At 43.0% G+C, this 17,030-nt stretch carries 10 protein-coding genes and 2 pseudogenes; 6 read left to right on the plus strand and 6 right to left on the minus strand.

Annotated features, from left to right (window positions below):
• The first annotated feature begins 605 nt into the window (after positions 1 to 605).
• The gene (locus tag V7K21_RS12625) at positions 606 to 1,622 is read left to right on the plus strand and encodes a ribose-phosphate pyrophosphokinase (RefSeq protein ID WP_335174668.1); all 1,017 of its coding nucleotides are present in this window, start codon (positions 606 to 608) and stop codon (positions 1,620 to 1,622) included.
• A gap of 589 nt (positions 1,623 to 2,211) precedes the next feature.
• On the opposite strand, the gene V7K21_RS12630 is transcribed toward V7K21_RS12625, so the two are convergent.
• The 4 genes from V7K21_RS12630 to rsmI all read right to left on the minus strand — a co-directional run bounded on the left by V7K21_RS12630 (position 2,212) and on the right by rsmI (position 9,128).
• Positions 2,212 to 5,853 carry a response regulator gene (locus tag V7K21_RS12630; RefSeq protein WP_335174670.1) on the minus strand — a complete coding sequence of 1,214 codons (3,642 nt, stop codon included), beginning with the start codon at positions 5,851 to 5,853 and terminating at the stop codon, positions 2,212 to 2,214.
• A gap of 689 nt (positions 5,854 to 6,542) precedes the next feature.
• Complete coding sequence (locus V7K21_RS12635) at positions 6,543 to 7,454, minus strand: general stress protein (RefSeq protein WP_335174672.1); 912 nt, start codon at positions 7,452 to 7,454, stop codon at positions 6,543 to 6,545.
• A 72-nt stretch (positions 7,455 to 7,526) separates the two neighbouring features.
• Positions 7,527 to 7,808 carry a GlsB/YeaQ/YmgE family stress response membrane protein gene (locus V7K21_RS12640; protein ID WP_273764137.1) on the minus strand — a complete coding sequence of 94 codons (282 nt, stop codon included), beginning with the start codon at positions 7,806 to 7,808 and terminating at the stop codon, positions 7,527 to 7,529.
• A gap of 459 nt (positions 7,809 to 8,267) precedes the next feature.
• On the minus strand, positions 8,268 to 9,128 hold the full coding sequence (rsmI, locus tag V7K21_RS12645) for a 16S rRNA (cytidine(1402)-2'-O)-methyltransferase (RefSeq protein WP_335174674.1): 861 nt from the start codon (positions 9,126 to 9,128) through the stop codon (positions 8,268 to 8,270).
• Between the two features lie 144 nt (positions 9,129 to 9,272).
• Here rsmI and V7K21_RS12650 point away from each other — a divergent pair, with 144 nt between their 5' ends.
• The 5 genes from V7K21_RS12650 (at position 9,273) to V7K21_RS12670 (ending at position 16,171) form a co-directional block, all read left to right on the plus strand.
• A complete protein-coding gene (locus V7K21_RS12650; protein ID WP_335174676.1) occupies positions 9,273 to 10,193 on the plus strand; it encodes a sugar kinase in 921 nt (306 codons plus the stop codon).
• A gap of 290 nt (positions 10,194 to 10,483) precedes the next feature.
• The gene (locus V7K21_RS12655; RefSeq protein WP_335174678.1) at positions 10,484 to 11,344 is read left to right on the plus strand and encodes a 3'(2'),5'-bisphosphate nucleotidase CysQ family protein; all 861 of its coding nucleotides are present in this window, start codon (positions 10,484 to 10,486) and stop codon (positions 11,342 to 11,344) included.
• A gap of 482 nt (positions 11,345 to 11,826) precedes the next feature.
• A complete protein-coding gene (locus V7K21_RS12660) occupies positions 11,827 to 12,897 on the plus strand; it encodes an alpha/beta hydrolase (RefSeq protein ID WP_335174680.1) in 1,071 nt (356 codons plus the stop codon).
• A gap of 117 nt (positions 12,898 to 13,014) precedes the next feature.
• On the plus strand, positions 13,015 to 15,132 hold the full coding sequence (locus tag V7K21_RS12665; RefSeq protein ID WP_335174682.1) for a catalase: 2,118 nt from the start codon (positions 13,015 to 13,017) through the stop codon (positions 15,130 to 15,132).
• Positions 15,133 to 15,451: 319 nt separating this feature from the next.
• Entirely contained in the window at positions 15,452 to 16,171 is a 720-nt protein-coding gene (locus tag V7K21_RS12670) for a hypothetical protein (RefSeq protein WP_335134640.1), read from the plus strand.
• Between the two features lie 108 nt (positions 16,172 to 16,279).
• Here V7K21_RS12670 and V7K21_RS12675 read toward each other — a convergent pair.
• Together V7K21_RS12675 and V7K21_RS12680 are read right to left on the minus strand one after the other, a co-directional pair.
• A pseudogene (locus tag V7K21_RS12675) lies at positions 16,280 to 16,657 on the minus strand (hypothetical protein); the annotation flags it as partial.
• A 277-nt stretch (positions 16,658 to 16,934) separates the two neighbouring features.
• Positions 16,935 to 17,030 (minus strand): annotated as a pseudogene (locus V7K21_RS12680) (photosystem II protein D1); the annotation flags it as partial.

The following is a 17,030-nucleotide window of genomic DNA, read 5'->3' on the forward strand; positions in this document are numbered from 1 at the left end:
TTCTTCTCTGACCGCTTGGAACTGCTGTCAGCCCTGCGCCAGAACCCACGCAAGTGAGAGTTTGTTGATACCAATTCTATGTGAGCCTGCATAAGACTTTTCCCTTTATCTAGCAAGGATTTCATAAAAAATTAATATAAGTACTAATGTAATCTGGGAATTTATTGGGTTAATTAAAACTAAAAATTAAGTCTGCTAGTTTATTTATTTACCGCTAGTATCATAGAATATAATCAGATACCTGTTTAACACTTAGTCGCAAGTGTTCTCCTGTCTAAAAACAAAGTTCAATATTACTTAAGTTGTAAATGCTTTACTGTCAGTTATAAATGAGGTAATTAGAAGAAGCAATCTATCACACCAATCTTTAGAGAGATTAGGGTCATTTACCTCAACCTAAAAAACTTGAAGTATGGACCTAGTGGACGGACTTGATGTCCGTTAAGCTATCAATAGTTTGCTTGCCAAGAAAATTAGACAGTTAGCAAATGATAATTGTATGGAAAAATGTTTAAATTTTGGATGAAAGCTTTAAAAAAACTCACAGATGTTTTTTTAGATGATTTCCTGATTAAATCTACTAAATCTCTAATGATAATATTGCTATGAATGCACATAGAGGATCTGCTGTGCTCAGTTCTGCAACTTTCAAAGTGCAACCATCTGCAACAGGACTGACTGATAATCATCGCCTGCGGCTGTTTTCTGGCTCTGCCAATGTACAACTGTCTCAAGAAGTCGCTCGTTATCTGGGCATGGACTTGGGGCCAATGATTCGCAAAAGATTTGCGGATGGAGAACTTTACGTTCAAATCCAAGAATCAATTCGGGGTTGTGATGTCTATTTAATCCAGCCATCTTGTCAACCCGTAAACGATAATTTGATGGAATTAATGATTATGGTTGACGCCTGTCGTCGAGCTTCTGCGCGACAGGTGACCGCAGTAATTCCCTACTATGGTTATGCCCGTGCCGATCGCAAAACGGCAGGACGAGAGTCAATCACCGCCAAGTTGGTTGCTAACTTGATTACCGAAGCAGGTGCCAACCGCGTTTTAGCAATGGATTTACACTCGGCTCAAATTCAAGGCTATTTCGATATTCCCTTTGACCATGTTTACGGTTCGCCAGTATTGCTGGATTATCTAACAAGCAAAGAACTGCCCGATCTTGTGGTTGTTTCCCCCGATGTTGGCGGTGTAGCACGAGCCAGAGCATTTGCGAAAAAACTGAATGATGCTCCACTGGCTATTATTGACAAACGTCGTCAGGCACATAATGTTGCAGAAGTGTTAAATGTCATCGGCGATGTTAAAGGCAAAACGGCAGTGTTGGTGGATGACATGATCGACACTGGAGGGACGATCGCAGAAGGGGCGCGATTACTGCGTGAAGAAGGAGCGCGTCAGGTATACGCCTGTGCAACTCATGCAGTGTTCTCTCCACCAGCGATGGAGCGGTTGTCCAGTGGCTTATTTGAGGAAGTCATTGTCACCAATACGATTCCCATAGCAGAAAACAATCGTTTTCCACAACTAGTGGTGCTGTCAGTAGCTAATCTGTTAGGAGAAACTATCTGGCGGATTCATGAAGATACTTCAGTCAGTAGTATGTTCCGCTAACCGATAAAAGACTGTCATTCGTCTTATAGGCATAAATTACCCACACTTACCCCTTCATCGGGTAAAGTGTGGGTTTTTAGTATCTCTAAAATTTCTGTACTGAGATTACAATATCAGGACTTACGCACGGGTCATGAAAGAATGAACCACAGAGACACAGAGAAGCCAGTGCGCCCTTGCGGTTCCCCGACTTGTTCGCGCAGCGTCTCCCTTAGGAGAAGCAACTGGCGCGACACGGAGGAATGAGAGTTTGAGAGGTTTTTTGCGTAATTTTTAAATATAAATAGTTCGAGCTTCCAAACTGGGTTACAGAAAACTCTTTCTCTCCCTGCCCCCTACCCTCATTCCCTACTCCCTTAGTACAGTTTTGCGTAAAAGCGTAGCGTTTTTAATGCATCGGGATGCATTGGCATTGCAGGGGGACACATTAACATTGCATCGGGATGCATTGGCATTGCAGGGGGACACATTAACATTACATCGAGATGCATTGGCATTGTAGGGGGACACATTAACATTACATCGAGATGCATCGGCATTGCCAGGTATTGCCAAATTTAATTCGCTACTAATTAATGAAATGCTGTACTTAGCGATACAGCCAAACCCGGAGTAATGAAAGCAGTTGCTCAGTATCTACAGGTTTGGTGATGTAGTCAGAGGCTCCAGCTTCGATGCACTTTTCGCGATCGCCTGGCATGGCTTTAGCAGTTAAAGCAATTATTGGTAGTGAGCGAAACTGTTGTTGCTGGTGGATGACGCGGGTGGTTTCGTAACCATCCATTTCCGGCATCATGATATCCATCAAAACTATATTAATGTCAGGATTAGCTTGCAGCTTCTCTATGCCATCTCTGCCATTTTCGGCAAACAGCACTTGCATTTGATAGCTTTCTAAAAAGCTGATGATGGCAAAAATATTTCGCAGGTCATCATCCACAATCAAAATTTTCCGATTAGCTAGCACCGGATCAGTTTGATGTAGTTGCTCTAGCATTTGACGCTTTGGTGGGGGCAAATTTGCTTGCACCCGATGCAAAAACAGAGCCGTTTCGTCTAACAACCGCTCTGGCGAGCGCACATTTTTGATGATAATTGTCTCTGCTAGTCCCCGTAGTTGGGTTTCTTCTCGTCGGCTGAGTTCTTTGCCGGTGTAGATAATGATCGGCAGTTTCAAAAGCCTGGGTTCAAGCTTTATCTGCTCAATTAGTGCAAACCCGCTCATATCGGGCAGACCGAGATCCAATACCATACAATCAAAGTGATGCGATCGCAAAATCAAAAGTGCTTCTGCCCCCGTACCCACTGCTGTACTTTGGACATCACCATTACCGATCAGTTCGATAATACTTTGGGCTTGTACGGGGTCATCTTCTACAATTAGGAGATTTTTTACCTGACGCTCAATAAAGCCTTTAATCTCGGTCAATACCTGAGTTAACGCTTCTGGAGAGACGGGTTTTTGTAAATAGGTAATCGCTCCTAGCTGTAATCCCCGTTGCTGTCTTTCATCAACAGAAAGTATATGTACTGGGATGTGTCTGGTGTCTGGGTTATGTTTCAGACGATCCAGCACCGTCCAACCATCCATCTCTGGCATATGGATATCTAGCATAATCGCATCGGGCTTAAACTGTTGCGCTAGTGCTAGCCCTTGTTTGCTCTGTAAAGCAACAATGGTTTTAAAGCCCTGCTCACGGGCCATATCTAGTAAGATGCGGGCAAATTTATCGTCATCCTCAATAATTAACAAAATGCGATCGCCCGGTTGAATTATTTCCCGGTCATCTGGGATTTCGTTGGCAAAGGTGGTAAATAGTTTCGCGGATGGATAAGTGTCTTCAGTGGATCTGTTTTCGACCATTGATACTTCTTTTATGGTCGATGCTGTGCGGATAGGGGTGGTTTGCTCAGGGGGTGCTGTGGTGAGAGGATTTTTACCATTATTTTCCTGTCGCTTGGGCAAGTAAAGAGTGAAGTTGCTTCCCTGTCCTGGTTGGCTGACTAGTTCAATTCTCCCCCCCAAAAGTTGAGCCAGTTCGCGGCTGATGGACAAGCCCAAGCCAGTTCCCCCGTACTTGCGGCTGGTTGTGCCATCTGCCTGCTGAAATGCCTCGAAAATAATCTTCTGCTTCTCGACTGGAATGCCTATGCCCGTATCACTAACTGCAAAAGCAATCATCGGATTATCAAATTGAGCTGCCTCAGAAGACATACTAATTTGTAACTTCACACCTCCCTTTTCAGTAAATTTAAAGGCGTTAGCCAGGAGATTTTTCAGCACTTGTTGCAGACGTTTGGAGTCGTTAGAAATTGTCGGGGGTAAGTTCTTATCCAGTTCAATAGTAAAACTGAGTTGTTTATTGTAAGCAACTTGCCGAAAAGTATGCTCTATAGATGTCTCTAAATCTGCAAAAGCAATTTGCTCAATATCGAGTACCATAGTACCCGACTCAATTTTTGCCAAATCTAGAATGTCATTGATCAACTCCAGCAAGTCAGTTCCAGCCGAGTAAATAGTCCGGCTATACTCTACCTGTTTGTCGGTCAAGTTGCTCAGAGAGTTATCTGCTAACAGCCTTGCTAAAATTAACAGGCTATTTAGCGGTGTCCGTAGCTCGTGGGACATATTTGCGAGAAATTCCGACTTATATTTGGAAGACAACGCTAGTTGTTCAGCTTTTTCTTCCAAAGACTGCCTCGCCCGCTCAACTTCCTGGTTCTTGCGGGCAACTTCCCGATTTTGAACTTCTAACAATTCTGCCTTTTCTTCCAACTCCTCATTTAGTTGTTGTAATTCCTCGTTAGACTGCTTGACAATAAATTGTGATTCTTCCAACTCCTGCGCCTGCTTTTCCAGGCGTTGATTGCTCTGCTGTAGTTCATCTTGCTGGCTTTGCAGTTCCTCTGTTAAAGCAACAGACTCTTCAAGTAGTTGCTGAGTTTGCAATTGTGAGGCGATGTTATTAAAAAACACACCAAGGATTTCACTCGATTGCTCTAGAAATCTCAGGTGCAACTCGTTAAAAGGCCCAAAAGAGGCAAGTTCAATTACGGCACTCACCTGCGTCTCAAACAGTATAGGCAACACAATAATATTTAGCGGTGAAGCTTCTCCCAAGCCGGAACTGATGCGGATATAGTCACTAGGAACTTCCGTCAGGAGGATTCTTTGTTTTTCTAGGGCAGATTGTCCTACCAGTCCTTCACCCAAACGAAACTGATTTGCCAGATTTTTCCGCTCTTTATAAGCATAACTACTCAACAACTTCAATACAGGCTCATCGTCTATTGAGTCCATAAAATAAAAAACGCCCTGCGATGCCCCAACCATTGGTACTAAATTCGACAAGATCAGGCGAGACACACTTTCTAGATTTCGATGCCCTTGGAGCATCTGGGTAAATTCAGCCAAATTAGACTTTAGCCATTTTTGCTCGTCATTTTTCCGAATTGTGTTTCGCAGATTAACGATCATCTGGTTGAAAGTGCGCGTCAACACGCCAATTTCATCCTGGCGATCGCTATGCGGTAAACTTACCGATAAATCCCCATCCGCTAACTTTTCTGCCGATTCCGAAACTCGCTTCAGTGGTTCTGAGATATGTCTGGTCAGGATGAATCCAATCAAAGCCAAGATCAAAGAAAATAGGGGAATACTATAGACAATGCTAGAGAGCGTTTTTTGAGCAGCTACTTGTGCCCTTTGAGAGCGCTGCTTCAGGAGTGCATTCTCCTCATTTTCCATTGCCAAGATGACTTTACGGATTTCACCCATCAGTTGCTTACCCTGGTCTGTCAGCACAACCTTCTGGGAAGCTTCAAAGCTTTCATTTTGGCGCAAGTCAATGGTTTCTTTAAGTTCAGCTAGCTTTTTAGCGATTAGTGGCTGCAAAATATCCAGTCGCCGCTGTTGGTTGGGGTTATCTACCGTTAATCTCTGAAGTTCGTTGACTTTTTGATCCAATACATTAATGGCAATATTATAAGGTTCTAGGTAGCTCTGTTTTCCAGTAATTACGTAACCACGTTGCCCAGTCTCAGCATTGGTTAGTTGCAAGTTCAGGTCTTCAAGCTGACTTAGCACCTGGTAGGTATGGTTTTGATTAACCGAAGTTTCAATTAGGTCATAGGTACTTTGATAGGAGATTAGACCAATGGTGGTCAGAGTTGCCAAACTCAGGGCAAAACTTACTCCAATCTTGGTTCCAATCTTCAAACGGTTAAACATTATTCCAGGCAGTTATTCCAATTATTTATATTTTTGGTACTCTTCGGATTATGTTTTAGTTATAGAAATTTATAATATTTCGTTAACGTGCTATATATCTAATTTTTTAGATGATAAACAATATTAATTGCATCTTAATATATAAATACCTTTACAAATTCAACCTTACCCCTCTAGTCGCACGCCAGATACAACAAGAATGACTCGCCGGACGCCAGTCGCTCATGGGGGTGAATTTTCTTACAACTTATTTAATATTGCTATAGTTTAAGATAAAACCTTGAAATTTTATAAATTTGTTCATTTAAAAAAAGCAGATACTTATTTTTTAAATTTAATCTGTCAATTGATAATTAATTATTATATTAGAAGTGGAAGAACAAACTTTAACTAAAAAATGGTAGTTCTTATGATTAAAATAATTTATATATAGCAAATGCTAAATGAATCGTGAAAATATTATATTTCTCTCTCTGCGCTCTCTGCACCTCTGCGGTTAATTTATTTTTACAAATGATTTTGGACTGCTATAGCAAAAACCAGATTCTGCAAATGGGAAGTTATCGCAAGCATCATTATAGTGGTAAATTAAGGTTAAAAAAAGTAATCTATACCTATACTAGAAACTTTTTGATATATGCATAATCACAATGTGCCATCTAACCTTTTGAGATTAACTTGACATTTAACTATAATTTAGTAGTAATCTGGCGATCACTTCTAGCTCCATCAAGTTCAGATTGGCTATATATACTAAAATTTTGGATGTTGTTACCCTCTAAAATAGCTCTTGCACCTGCTATGTAAATGTCAGTGCCTTTTAGAACTACTACGTAATGGCAAAGGGACACCTGATGCTCATAATATTTGGCTAGCTCATCAGGAATTCCTAAAGTGGTGTACTTCTCTTGGGAACTGCTAATATTTACTTCCAAAATATCATTTAGGTTGCTTGTATTTTTAGCAACTATAGATACTTGACTCATCGGAAAGCCAGCTGATCTCAGTTCGGTAAGCGCTTTTTGTACGTCTTGGCGCGTATAAAAAACACCAACTGCTTGTTTATAGCGACTATTTGGGGTCGAGTATGGCTGATAAACACCCCACTGTTGAATATCACAGCGATTAAAAATCCTTTTAGCAAGACGAATCTCTATGTCTATACCGGTTACTATCACCAAATAGTAACCTTTACAGACAAGATCGCTGTAACCCTGTGCTTGCTCTTTAGGAATTCCTAAACTTAGCAAGATACCAGGCAAACCACTAGCTAAAGTGGTAGCGATCGCTGTTGCTTCTGCTCCGGCTAAGATGACTCGGCCTATACCAGGAATTACCCAGAGGGCTAAACCGACTGATAAGCCAGTAAAACCGCTTAAAGCACTACCAGTAACGGCTCTAGCAGCATCTTTTGAGGATATATTGCCGGTGCGCTCTTTAACTTCAACACCAGCAATATCACTTTGTTCTTCTGCATTCCGTGCAATTACAGAAACATTATGCATTGGAAAATTAGAAGCTTTTAGTTCCTGAAGTGCCAATTGTGCATCGCAACATTTAGCGAAAACTCCTATGGTTCTTCGCTCATTTTCTAATGTCATTTTATCGGTTGATTGCAACTAGAAGTGATTCCCAAAATTGTTAGCTAATTCAAGGTAATAGACATCAGGTAATTACACAGCTCGACGAGTAAATAAACCCCAAAGGAAAATCAGTAGCATCGCGCCAAGAACAGCAAATAAAATGCTTCCAAGGGAAAAAGCTCCTACAGATGCGGCGGCTGCCGAACTACTTCCTAGCAAAGTTTGACCCAAATAACCCCCGACTACAGCTCCAAGGATTCCTAAGACAATGGTGGAAAGAATACCGCCACCTTGGGTTCCAGGATAAAATAACTTAGCTAATGCACCTGCAATTAAACCCAAAACCAGCCAAGCAATAATGTTAGTAATCATATAATTTTTCCTTCGGAAGAATGTGGTTCGTTTGCTCTTGACTATTCAATCTTAAAGTTTTTTGACAAATTTTCTGATCTATCTAAAGAACTAATATTAAAAATCTTTAGATATCATTTGTATATTCACCAGGTAGTCTTTGAGGATGAATATATGACTTAGTAACTTAGTAACAATAACGTCTTTGGTATAGCAGTTATACTTTCTTTACTCTAACTCATATTTTCTTTACTTTAACTATATAATCCAAGTATTGGCTGCTTTGTAATCGTTGATTCAAGTGATGCCTACGGTTTTTGCTAGCCTACGCATATAAAAATTTGACTAGAAGTTACGCACAACCATAACTTCTAGCTTGAGCATCTTAACCTTTGCAAATATTGTGATTTTCTCAAAACGGTAAGTAGGCAGGCATAATGACATATGATATTGATTTACACCCATCCACTTATTAGCTGTTCAAGACTCAGGAGTAAGGACTATAGAAAGGGCTAGTTGATAGAGTTGGCGACGGGGAAGGAAAGTAGCTTTTGCTAACTGACGACTAGCTTGCGATCGCGATATTCCCTGACTAATTAACTGTTTCAATTCGGCTTTCAATTGCTCTTGTGTCAATTGGGGCTGACTGAGTGGAATTCCTGCCACTACTAATGTATACTCACCTTGGGGTTCTCGTTCGCTGTAGTAAGCGATCGCTTCAGCAATTGTCCCCCGCCAAAATTCCTCATACAATTTTGTTAACTCCCGTCCTAGCACGATTTGGCGATCGCTTCCCCAAACGTCTGCTAAGTCTTGCAAAGTTTCTCGTAAGCGATGGGGCGATTCGTAGAAAATCAATGTGCGAGATTCTGTTTGCAGAGATTCTAAATGTTCTTGTCTGTGTTGACTTTTAGCTGGGAGAAAGCCTTCAAAGACAAACCGATCCGTTGGTAATCCAGCTGCACTCAAAGCGGTAATTGCTGCACTAGCACCAGGAATAGGAACTACTGGAATTCCTGCCTCAATACAGGCTTTCACCAGTTCATATCCAGGATCGGAAATACCTGGCATCCCAGCATCACTCACAAGGGCGATCGCTTTATTGTTAACTAAATGCTCTAATAATTCTGAGATGCGACTGGTACGATTATGTTCGTGGTAACTCACCTGCGGTGTTTTAACTTGAAAATGCTGTAGCAGTTTCCCTGTGTGACGCGTGTCTTCTGCCGCAATCATATCCACAGTCTGTAAAATTCGCACCGCCCGAAAGGTAATATCTTCCAGATTGCCAATTGGTGTGCCGACGACGTAAAGTGTTCCTGGTTTTGGATCGGTTTGCATGAGCAAGAGTTATGAGTCATTCAATTTTAGATTTTAGATTTTAGATTTTTATTTCAATTTAAAATCAAAAATTCAAAATCTAAAATTAGTGGAGTTAAGAGTTATGAACAACAATTTATACAGCTATACGAACATATATGACAAATGATTAATCCAAAATCCAAAATCGTTCGAGTTAGAGAAGCTGAAGTCCAAAATCCAAAATTGGCTCATGGTTTATTTGTAGGTTTAGTAACCTTGGATTTGATTTACCTTGCTGACTCTGCCCCGAAGAATAATCAGAAGATTGTTGCTACTGACTATACTGTAGCAGCAGGTGGCCCAGCTACAAACGCGGCTGTGACTTTCAATTATTTAGGAAATCAGGCTACAGTTTTGGGTGCAGTGGGTTCTCACCCCATGACGCAGCTAATTCGAGCTGATTTGGCAAATTACAAAGTTGCGATCGCAGACCTTGAGCCTAGCATTGATTTAGCACCGCCTGTCTCTTCGATCATTGTCACCCAAACCACGGGTGAACGAGCTGTAGTTTCCATCAATGCTGTCAAAACTCAAGCTAGCAGCGCATCTATCCCGCCAGATATTTTGCAAAACGTCGATATAGTACTAATTGATGGACATCAGATGGCGGTTAGTTATTCCATAGCCCAAATGGCTAAAGCCAAGAATATCCCAGTAGTAATTGATGGTGGTAGTTGGAAAGCAGGATTTGAGCAAGTTCTGCCATTTGTAGATTATGCCATCTGTTCGGCTAATTTTTATCCCCCCAATTGCCATACTGGAGAGGAGGTTTTCGCTTATCTGGACGGATTTTACATTCCTTACATCGCCATTACCCACGGACAAAAACCAATTGAATACTTAAGTTGCACTAAAACTGGTATCGTAGATGTGCCACAGGTGCAAGCGGTTGATACATTAGGGGCTGGAGATATTTTTCACGGAGCCTTTTGTGATTATATTTTAAGGGGAAGTTTTACTGATGCCCTGGCACTGGCAGCTAATATTGCTGCTAATTCGTGCAAATTTTTTGGTAGCCGACGCTGGATGGATTTAAAAGTCTGAGTAGTTGGCTTAGTACAGCATTTCATTAATTCGTAGCAAATTAAATTTGGTAATCCGTTGCAATGCCAATGTCTGCCGATGCATTGTGAATGCGTCCCGATACAATACCAATGCGTCGGCCGCATTGTGAATGCGTCCCGATACAATGTTAATGCGTTCCTTTGCATTGTCAATGCGTTCCTCTACATTGTGAATGCATCCCGATGCAATGTTAATGCGTTCCTCTGCATTAAAAACACTGCGCTTCTACGCAAAACTGTGCTTAGTAAAGTTATATGAGGTCAAATTTAATGAAAGACTTACAAGAAATATTAGCGATCGCTCGTGAGGTAGGTTGGGGAGCAGCAGATATCCTGCGATCATATTACCACGGGACTGCAAAAGACCCTAATTTAGAAGTACAATATAAACAGAATGAGCCTGTTACCGTTGCCGATGTAGCTGTGAGTCAATACATTTTGCAGAGGCTACAAGCAACTTTGGGTAATGAAGATTTTGCTTACATCAGCGAAGAAACCTATCAATCGCCAAGTACGGGCGCACACCCTTCTCCCCCTTGGGTATGGATAATTGACCCTTTGGATGGCACACGAGACTTTATCAAAAAAACTGGGGATTATGCAGTTCACATTGCTTTAGTCAAGGAAACACGCCCAGTGTTGGCAGTGGTAGCAGTACCAGAAGCAGAAAAGTTATATTACGCGATCAAAGGCGGGGGTACATTTGTAGAAACCCGTGATCGATCTGTTCCTTTACAAGTATCGTCAGGCAAACGAGTTGAGGATTTTACCTTAGTCGTTAGTCGCTCTCACCGCAACCAACGTTTAGATTACTTACTACAAAACTTACCCTGTCAAAACCAGAAAGCTGTGGGTAGTGTAGGCTGCAAAATCGCCAGCATTGTCGAGCAACAGGCAGATATCTACATTTCACTTTCCGGTAAGTCTGCGCCCAAAGACTGGGATATGGCAGCACCAGAACTGATTTTAACAGAAGCCGGTGGTAAATTTACCCACTTCGACGGCACTGCATTGCAGTATAACACCGGTGATATCAATCAATGGGGAGGTTTGCTGGCTAGTAACGGTGAATATCACCAGGCGTTGTGTAAGGAAGCAGAAAGGATTTTAGCGCAGTTGGAGCATAGCTAATGGGGCGAGGATGAATATTTTTTAATTTGCTTTTAAAACCTCATAAGTACGTATGTAATTATTTTCTAACATTTGAGTGAAATTAATAGCCAAGCAGCGAAAACAGAGCAAATACCATGTTGCTTCAATGCCAACGCTTTGCTTAACTCATTTGTATTCATAATCACATCTGCATTTAGCAGTAGTTTATTCCGGTTCAATAACTTAGGCATTACTGACTAATGCTAGAGGCAGGATTGCTTCTAGCTTTTTAAGATTGATACTGATGAAGTACTTTTAGAGGTTGAGTAAGTCTCTTCAATGCCATCCAGAAGTCAGCTTACTGCGATCTGAGCCATTTATATCAGACGGGCAATGATGCAATACTTCACATGATGTCAGTAGCGATGTCTACGACGGTCTATTCGGCGTCGCGTGGAATTGGATAAAAAACCAGTCAGACTTAAATAGTACTTCTGCTCTGGTACTTTTTAGAGGAGTTTATGAATCAAAAAATATCCAGAAGAGAGTTTGCCACGCTGGCAGGGTCGGGTGTGGTGGCGATCGCCTTAGGTAGCCCATTTCTGGCAAAGTCAGCAGGGGCTGTATCCACACCTGAAGCCCAGATGAAAGCTGTGTTAGATGAACTTGCCTCTTTCAACGTACCGCCAATTGAAAAATTGTCGCCCATGAATGCTCGCAACACCCCGACTGTGGCAGATGCAGTTATGGGCGTGCTTGCCAAACGTCGCAAACCTGCGGTGGAAATGGTCGAGGATGTTAACCATCAACTTATACCAGGACCAGGGGGCGATCTTCTGGCGCGTATTTATTTACCAAAGGGAGAGGGGCCCTTCCCTGTGCTGGTCTACTTCCACGGTGGCGGCTGGGTAATCGCCAATTTAGATACCTATGATTCATCGTGCCGCGCTTTGACTAATGCAGCTAACTGTGTAGTTGTATCTGTCGCCTATCGCCAAGCCCCAGAACATAAGTTTCCCGCAGCGGCGGAAGATGCTTATGCTGCAACTCAATGGGTTATGGCGAATGCTGCCCGAATCAACGGCGACCCCAAGCGGGTTGCAGTCGGCGGCGAGAGCGCAGGTGGCAACCTGGCAGCTGTCACCTGCCTGATGGCACGCGATCGAGGTGGCAAGATACCTGTGCATCAGATGCTAATCTACCCTGTTACCAATTACGCCTTTGACACATCCTCCTACCAGGAGAATGCCAACGCCAAGCCGCTTAACAAAGCAATGATGATGTGGTTCTGGAGCCAATATCTAAACAATCAGTCTGACGGGAGTAATCCCTATGCTTCACCACTGCGAGCAGAAAACCTGCGTGGTTTGCCGCCTGCGACCGTGATTACGGCAGAAATTGACCCCCTGCGTAGTGAAGGAGAAGCCTACGCCAAGCGTTTGCGTGAAGCGGGTTCCTCTGTAAAGGCAACCAACTATGACGGTGTGACTCATGAATTCTTTGGCACCGGAGCAGTGGTAGATAAGGGGAAGCAGGCGGTTAAGGAGGCAGCAGCCGGACTGCGCTCTGGATTTATGGGTAATACTAGATAAAAGCTAGTAAATCAGACAACGCAACTAGCCATTGCGATCACTGTGGCAAGGGTTAAACCAAATCGATACGCCACACAAATTAATTCAACTGTTAAATAACACTCCACACAACCGAACATGACTGAACACAATCCGATCAACGAGCAAAGCAAGCAGAAGGCTCTAGACTCCTCTCGTCAAGAAGCTGGGGAATATCTGACTACCAATCAGGGGCTTCGGGTTAACAGCACAAATGATTCGCTCAAAGCTGGTGAGCGTGGCCCCACATTAGTAGAAGACTTTCACTTCCGTGAGAAACTGGCACACTTTGACCGAGAGCGCATTCCAGAGCGGGTGGTTCATGCGCGAGGAGCAGGTGTTCATGGGTATTTCCAGCCTTATGAATCCCTAGCAGAGTATACAAAGGCAAAGTTTCTCCAAGATCCCTCGGTTAAAACTCCGGTCTTCGTTCGATTTTCTACGGTTGCCGGGTTCCGGGGTTCAGCTGATACCGCCCGCGATGTACGTGGATTTGCTGTTAGGTTCTACACAGAAGATGGCAACTACGATATAGTTGGCAACAATATTCCGGTATTTTTTATCCAAGATGCGATTAAGTTTCCTGACTTGATTCATGCGGTAAAACCCGAACCGCACAATGAGATACCTCAAGCGGGAACTGCTCATGATAACTTTTGGGACTTTATCTCGCTGGTGCCGGAATCGATGCACATGATTATGTGGATACTGTCCGATCGCACCCTTCCGAGAAGTTACCGGATGATGCAAGGGTTTGGGATTCACACTTTCCGCTTTGTTAACGAACAAGGCAAAGCAAGGTTTGTGAAATTTCACTGGAAGCCGATTTTGGGCGTGCATTCAATAGTATGGGATGAGGCGCAAAAAGCAGGGGGAAAAGACCCAGATTTTCATCGCCGCGATTTAGGGGATGCGATCGAAATGGGCGACTATCCAGAATTTGAACTTGGTGTACAGATTATTGAGGAAGAGGACGAATTTAAGTTTGATTTTGATATCCTTGATTCCACCAAGCTCATTCCCGAAGAACTGGTTCCGGTGAAGCCAATCGGCAAAATGGTACTCAACCGCAACCCAGATAACTACTTTGCCGAAACCGAACAAGTTGCTTTTCAACCTGCCAATATTGTACCGGGCATCGACTTCTCAGATGACCCACTGCTGCAAGGTCGGATCTTCTCCTACGCTGATACGCAAGTACACCGTTTGGGAAGCGCAAATTATACCGATTTACCAATTAATCGCCCCGTTTGTCCGTTCCATAATAACCAACGGGACGGCGTTATGCAGTACAACATTCCCACTTCAAAGGTAAACTACTTCCCGAATTCCCTGGGTAATGGTTGCCCGATGACGGCTCCAGAAAATCTTGGCGGCTTTGTCAGCTATAAGGAGCGGGTGGAAGGTAATAAAATTCGAGAACGTAGCCCCAGTTTCCAAGACCACTTCAGTCAGGCAACTTTATTCTGGAACAGTTTGTCTGAACCGGAGAAAGAACACTTAGTCAAAGCCGCACTTTTTGAGCTGGGCAAAGTGATGAACCCCGCCGTAAAAGAACGGATGCTGGAGTTATTTAACTCTGTCGATCATCAACTGGTAACCCGCATTGCTGAGGGACTAGGCTTACCTGCTCCTACAGAAGTCAAACCAAATCATGGGCAGAAATCTCCGGCGCTCAGTATCCAAACTATGCTAGAGAAGATGCCAGAAAAAACGATTAAGAGTCGCAAGATTGCAATTCTAGCGGCGGATGGTGTAAATGCTCAGGAACTTAGCACATTCCAGCAAGCCCTAATGCAAGAAGGCGCTCAGGCGAAAATCGTTGCGACTCATGGCGGTAAAATCAAAGGCGATGATGGCCAGGAAATCCCGGTTGAGATGACCTTTGTCACAGCTGCTTCTGTGATGTTTGATGCGGTGTATGTACCTGGTGGAGCGCAGAGCATTAAGACGCTCAAGCAGGAGGGAGAAGCAATTAACTTCATTAACGAGGCATTCAAGCACTATAAAACAATCGCCGCGACCAGCGAAGGGGTTGAACTCCTATCGGTGGCTGATATTGCAGGCGTGAAGTTGTCGCAAAATGGCGCGCGCTCTGACAAGGGTGTGGTGACTTCTAGTGAATCTGACTTGAAATCTGTAGCTGATGATTTTATCAGTGCGATCGCTCAACATCGCCATTGGATGAGATTTCAAAAGGAAATGGTGCCTGCATAGCCACTTGCTTGACTTTGTGAACGGTAACTAATCCTAAATGGGACAGAAGCAGGGTAAACCTAACTTCTGTCCTTTCCATTTTTACAGCCGACAATATATATTCTCATTTATAAAAGTTTATTGAGAGCAAATTCAATAGCCGTGTGTTTAATGCACCGTTGTGCGTCCCTATCTTCTACCTCATTCCACAAAGAAGCGCTATAGTTTGTTGAGTTCCATTTGCGAAACTCGCAGCAATATAAATTTATTCTTCCTCTATACCCATAAAGGATTGTAGATATCGTTAATCTGCAATCTTTGGCTCTGGATTTTCAAGAAAATGTTACGACTTTATCATTTATTAATAGGTTCTATTTTGCTGGTGTTAATACCACTGGGAGCAAAATTTATTCTCCCTCAATTTTCTCCACCCAAAGTGGTAAAACCCCCTGTCGTTGCAAAACTTCCCAACCCTAATGAGGGAAATATCTGGCAGAAAATCCTGGGAAATGCTGCTGCTCCAGCTAACTGGCAAGTTGCTGCTTGTAAGGGAAATGCGCCTTTATTGTGTGTCTCCTCCAAAGGGGAACGTTTGGGTACAGTTGAGATTAACGTTTACCCATTAGCAAACAATGAGGATTTTCAAAAGAAACTCGTAGCAGCCGGTATTCCACCTGGTTCCCAAGTGGATTACCAAAGTTCCAAATACCAAACCCAGGTATTACTAGCGCTCAAGGCTTGGGTTGCAGACCAATACGCGGCTTTTACGAAAGACCGTCAGGGTAAATATGGAAAACAGATTACTTTCTCAGCCTATCCACCGCAACCAGTACCCGTTGGTAAGCTTCAGGGAATCCGCTATGGGTTTGCTGGACTTAAGCAAAAAGGTGGAGTACAAGAGCAACATATTGGTCATGTTGCCTTTGATGGCACTAAACTTTACGTAATTACCACTGCCTTTGACCCAGGTACGCAAACAGGTAAGTTTGAGAAACTGGAAAACTTGGCTATTTTTCAACCTTACTTATATGCGATCGCAGCAGATTTACGTTTACCCTAATAGGTTTGGGGCATGGACATTGGGCATTGGTCAGGATTTACCCTGCTTCCCCTGCTTCTTTGCCACTCCCCAGTCCCCCAATCAACCTAAATTTCAGCCACGCATCTTACCAACTTCGACTGCGGGATAACCGCCAATTTTTTTGGTGCTTTTCGAGAATTTTGCTGCTGTACTTGGTGTACTGGTGGTATCAGAAATAGACAGCAACGCTACTTCTTTACCGCCCTTTTTCAACTTCGCTTCCGCAAAGCCTTTTTTCTCTTGGGTATAGATGCGCTGGTAGCCATCACCTGCATTAGGAAAAAGTTTATTAAATTCGCTACCCTGAGTTGCGGTCTTAGTCACCGCTTGACCCTTTCTTTGTTGAGTGCTTTCTTTTTGCACCTGAGCAAAACGTTCCGGTGCTTTTGCAGTACAGGCTGTTGTCAGTAGTAACACTGACAGCAACAAAGCAGCTACCACTTTCCGCCCACGGTTTAAAATCATTCTTGGCTTCTTCTTATATCTTGAGCTTTGAGGCAATTATCTGCGCTGCTAACAATTATTACCCGTAAAATTTACTTTTTGCTCATTATTGCCTAAGTTCTGAACTATAGCAGTCTAGTTTTGGTGCAACACCGATCAATATTTTTGCACTTCAAAAAAGTGTCCAATGCAATGCCATGCTTAATGTCCCAATTAACCCAATGCAAAAACGCCCCCCCTTTCGGGAGAGCGTCTTTTACTTATAGATAAGTGTGAAGAGCGGATATCAAATTACCATTTAACCATTGATAGCAGGAGCGGTTAGAGCTACAGGAGCAAAATCACCTGCTGCCAAATCTAAGGGGAAGTTGTGAGCATTGCGCTCGTGCATTAC

Origin of the sequence: Nostoc sp. (assembly GCF_036919595.1) — a bacterium.
Classification (GTDB): domain Bacteria; phylum Cyanobacteriota; class Cyanobacteriia; order Cyanobacteriales; family Nostocaceae; genus Nostoc.

Coding starts and splice junctions, on each gene's coding strand:
- V7K21_RS12630 (WP_335174670.1), bottom strand. CDS start 5,853: ATGTTTAACCGTTTGAAGATTGGAACCAAGATTGGAGTAAGTTTTGCC.
- V7K21_RS12660 (WP_335174680.1), top strand. CDS start 11,827: ATGAATCAAAAAATATCCAGAAGAGAGTTTGCCACGCTGGCAGGGTCG.
- V7K21_RS12625 (WP_335174668.1), top strand. CDS start 606: ATGAATGCACATAGAGGATCTGCTGTGCTCAGTTCTGCAACTTTCAAA.
- V7K21_RS12650 (WP_335174676.1), top strand. CDS start 9,273: ATGATTAATCCAAAATCCAAAATCGTTCGAGTTAGAGAAGCTGAAGTC.
- V7K21_RS12640 (WP_273764137.1), bottom strand. CDS start 7,808: ATGATTACTAACATTATTGCTTGGCTGGTTTTGGGTTTAATTGCAGGT.
- V7K21_RS12665 (WP_335174682.1), top strand. CDS start 13,015: ATGACTGAACACAATCCGATCAACGAGCAAAGCAAGCAGAAGGCTCTA.
- V7K21_RS12635 (WP_335174672.1), bottom strand. CDS start 7,454: ATGACATTAGAAAATGAGCGAAGAACCATAGGAGTTTTCGCTAAATGT.
- V7K21_RS12655 (WP_335174678.1), top strand. CDS start 10,484: ATGAAAGACTTACAAGAAATATTAGCGATCGCTCGTGAGGTAGGTTGG.
- rsmI (WP_335174674.1), bottom strand. CDS start 9,128: ATGCAAACCGATCCAAAACCAGGAACACTTTACGTCGTCGGCACACCA.
- V7K21_RS12670 (WP_335134640.1), top strand. CDS start 15,452: ATGTTACGACTTTATCATTTATTAATAGGTTCTATTTTGCTGGTGTTA.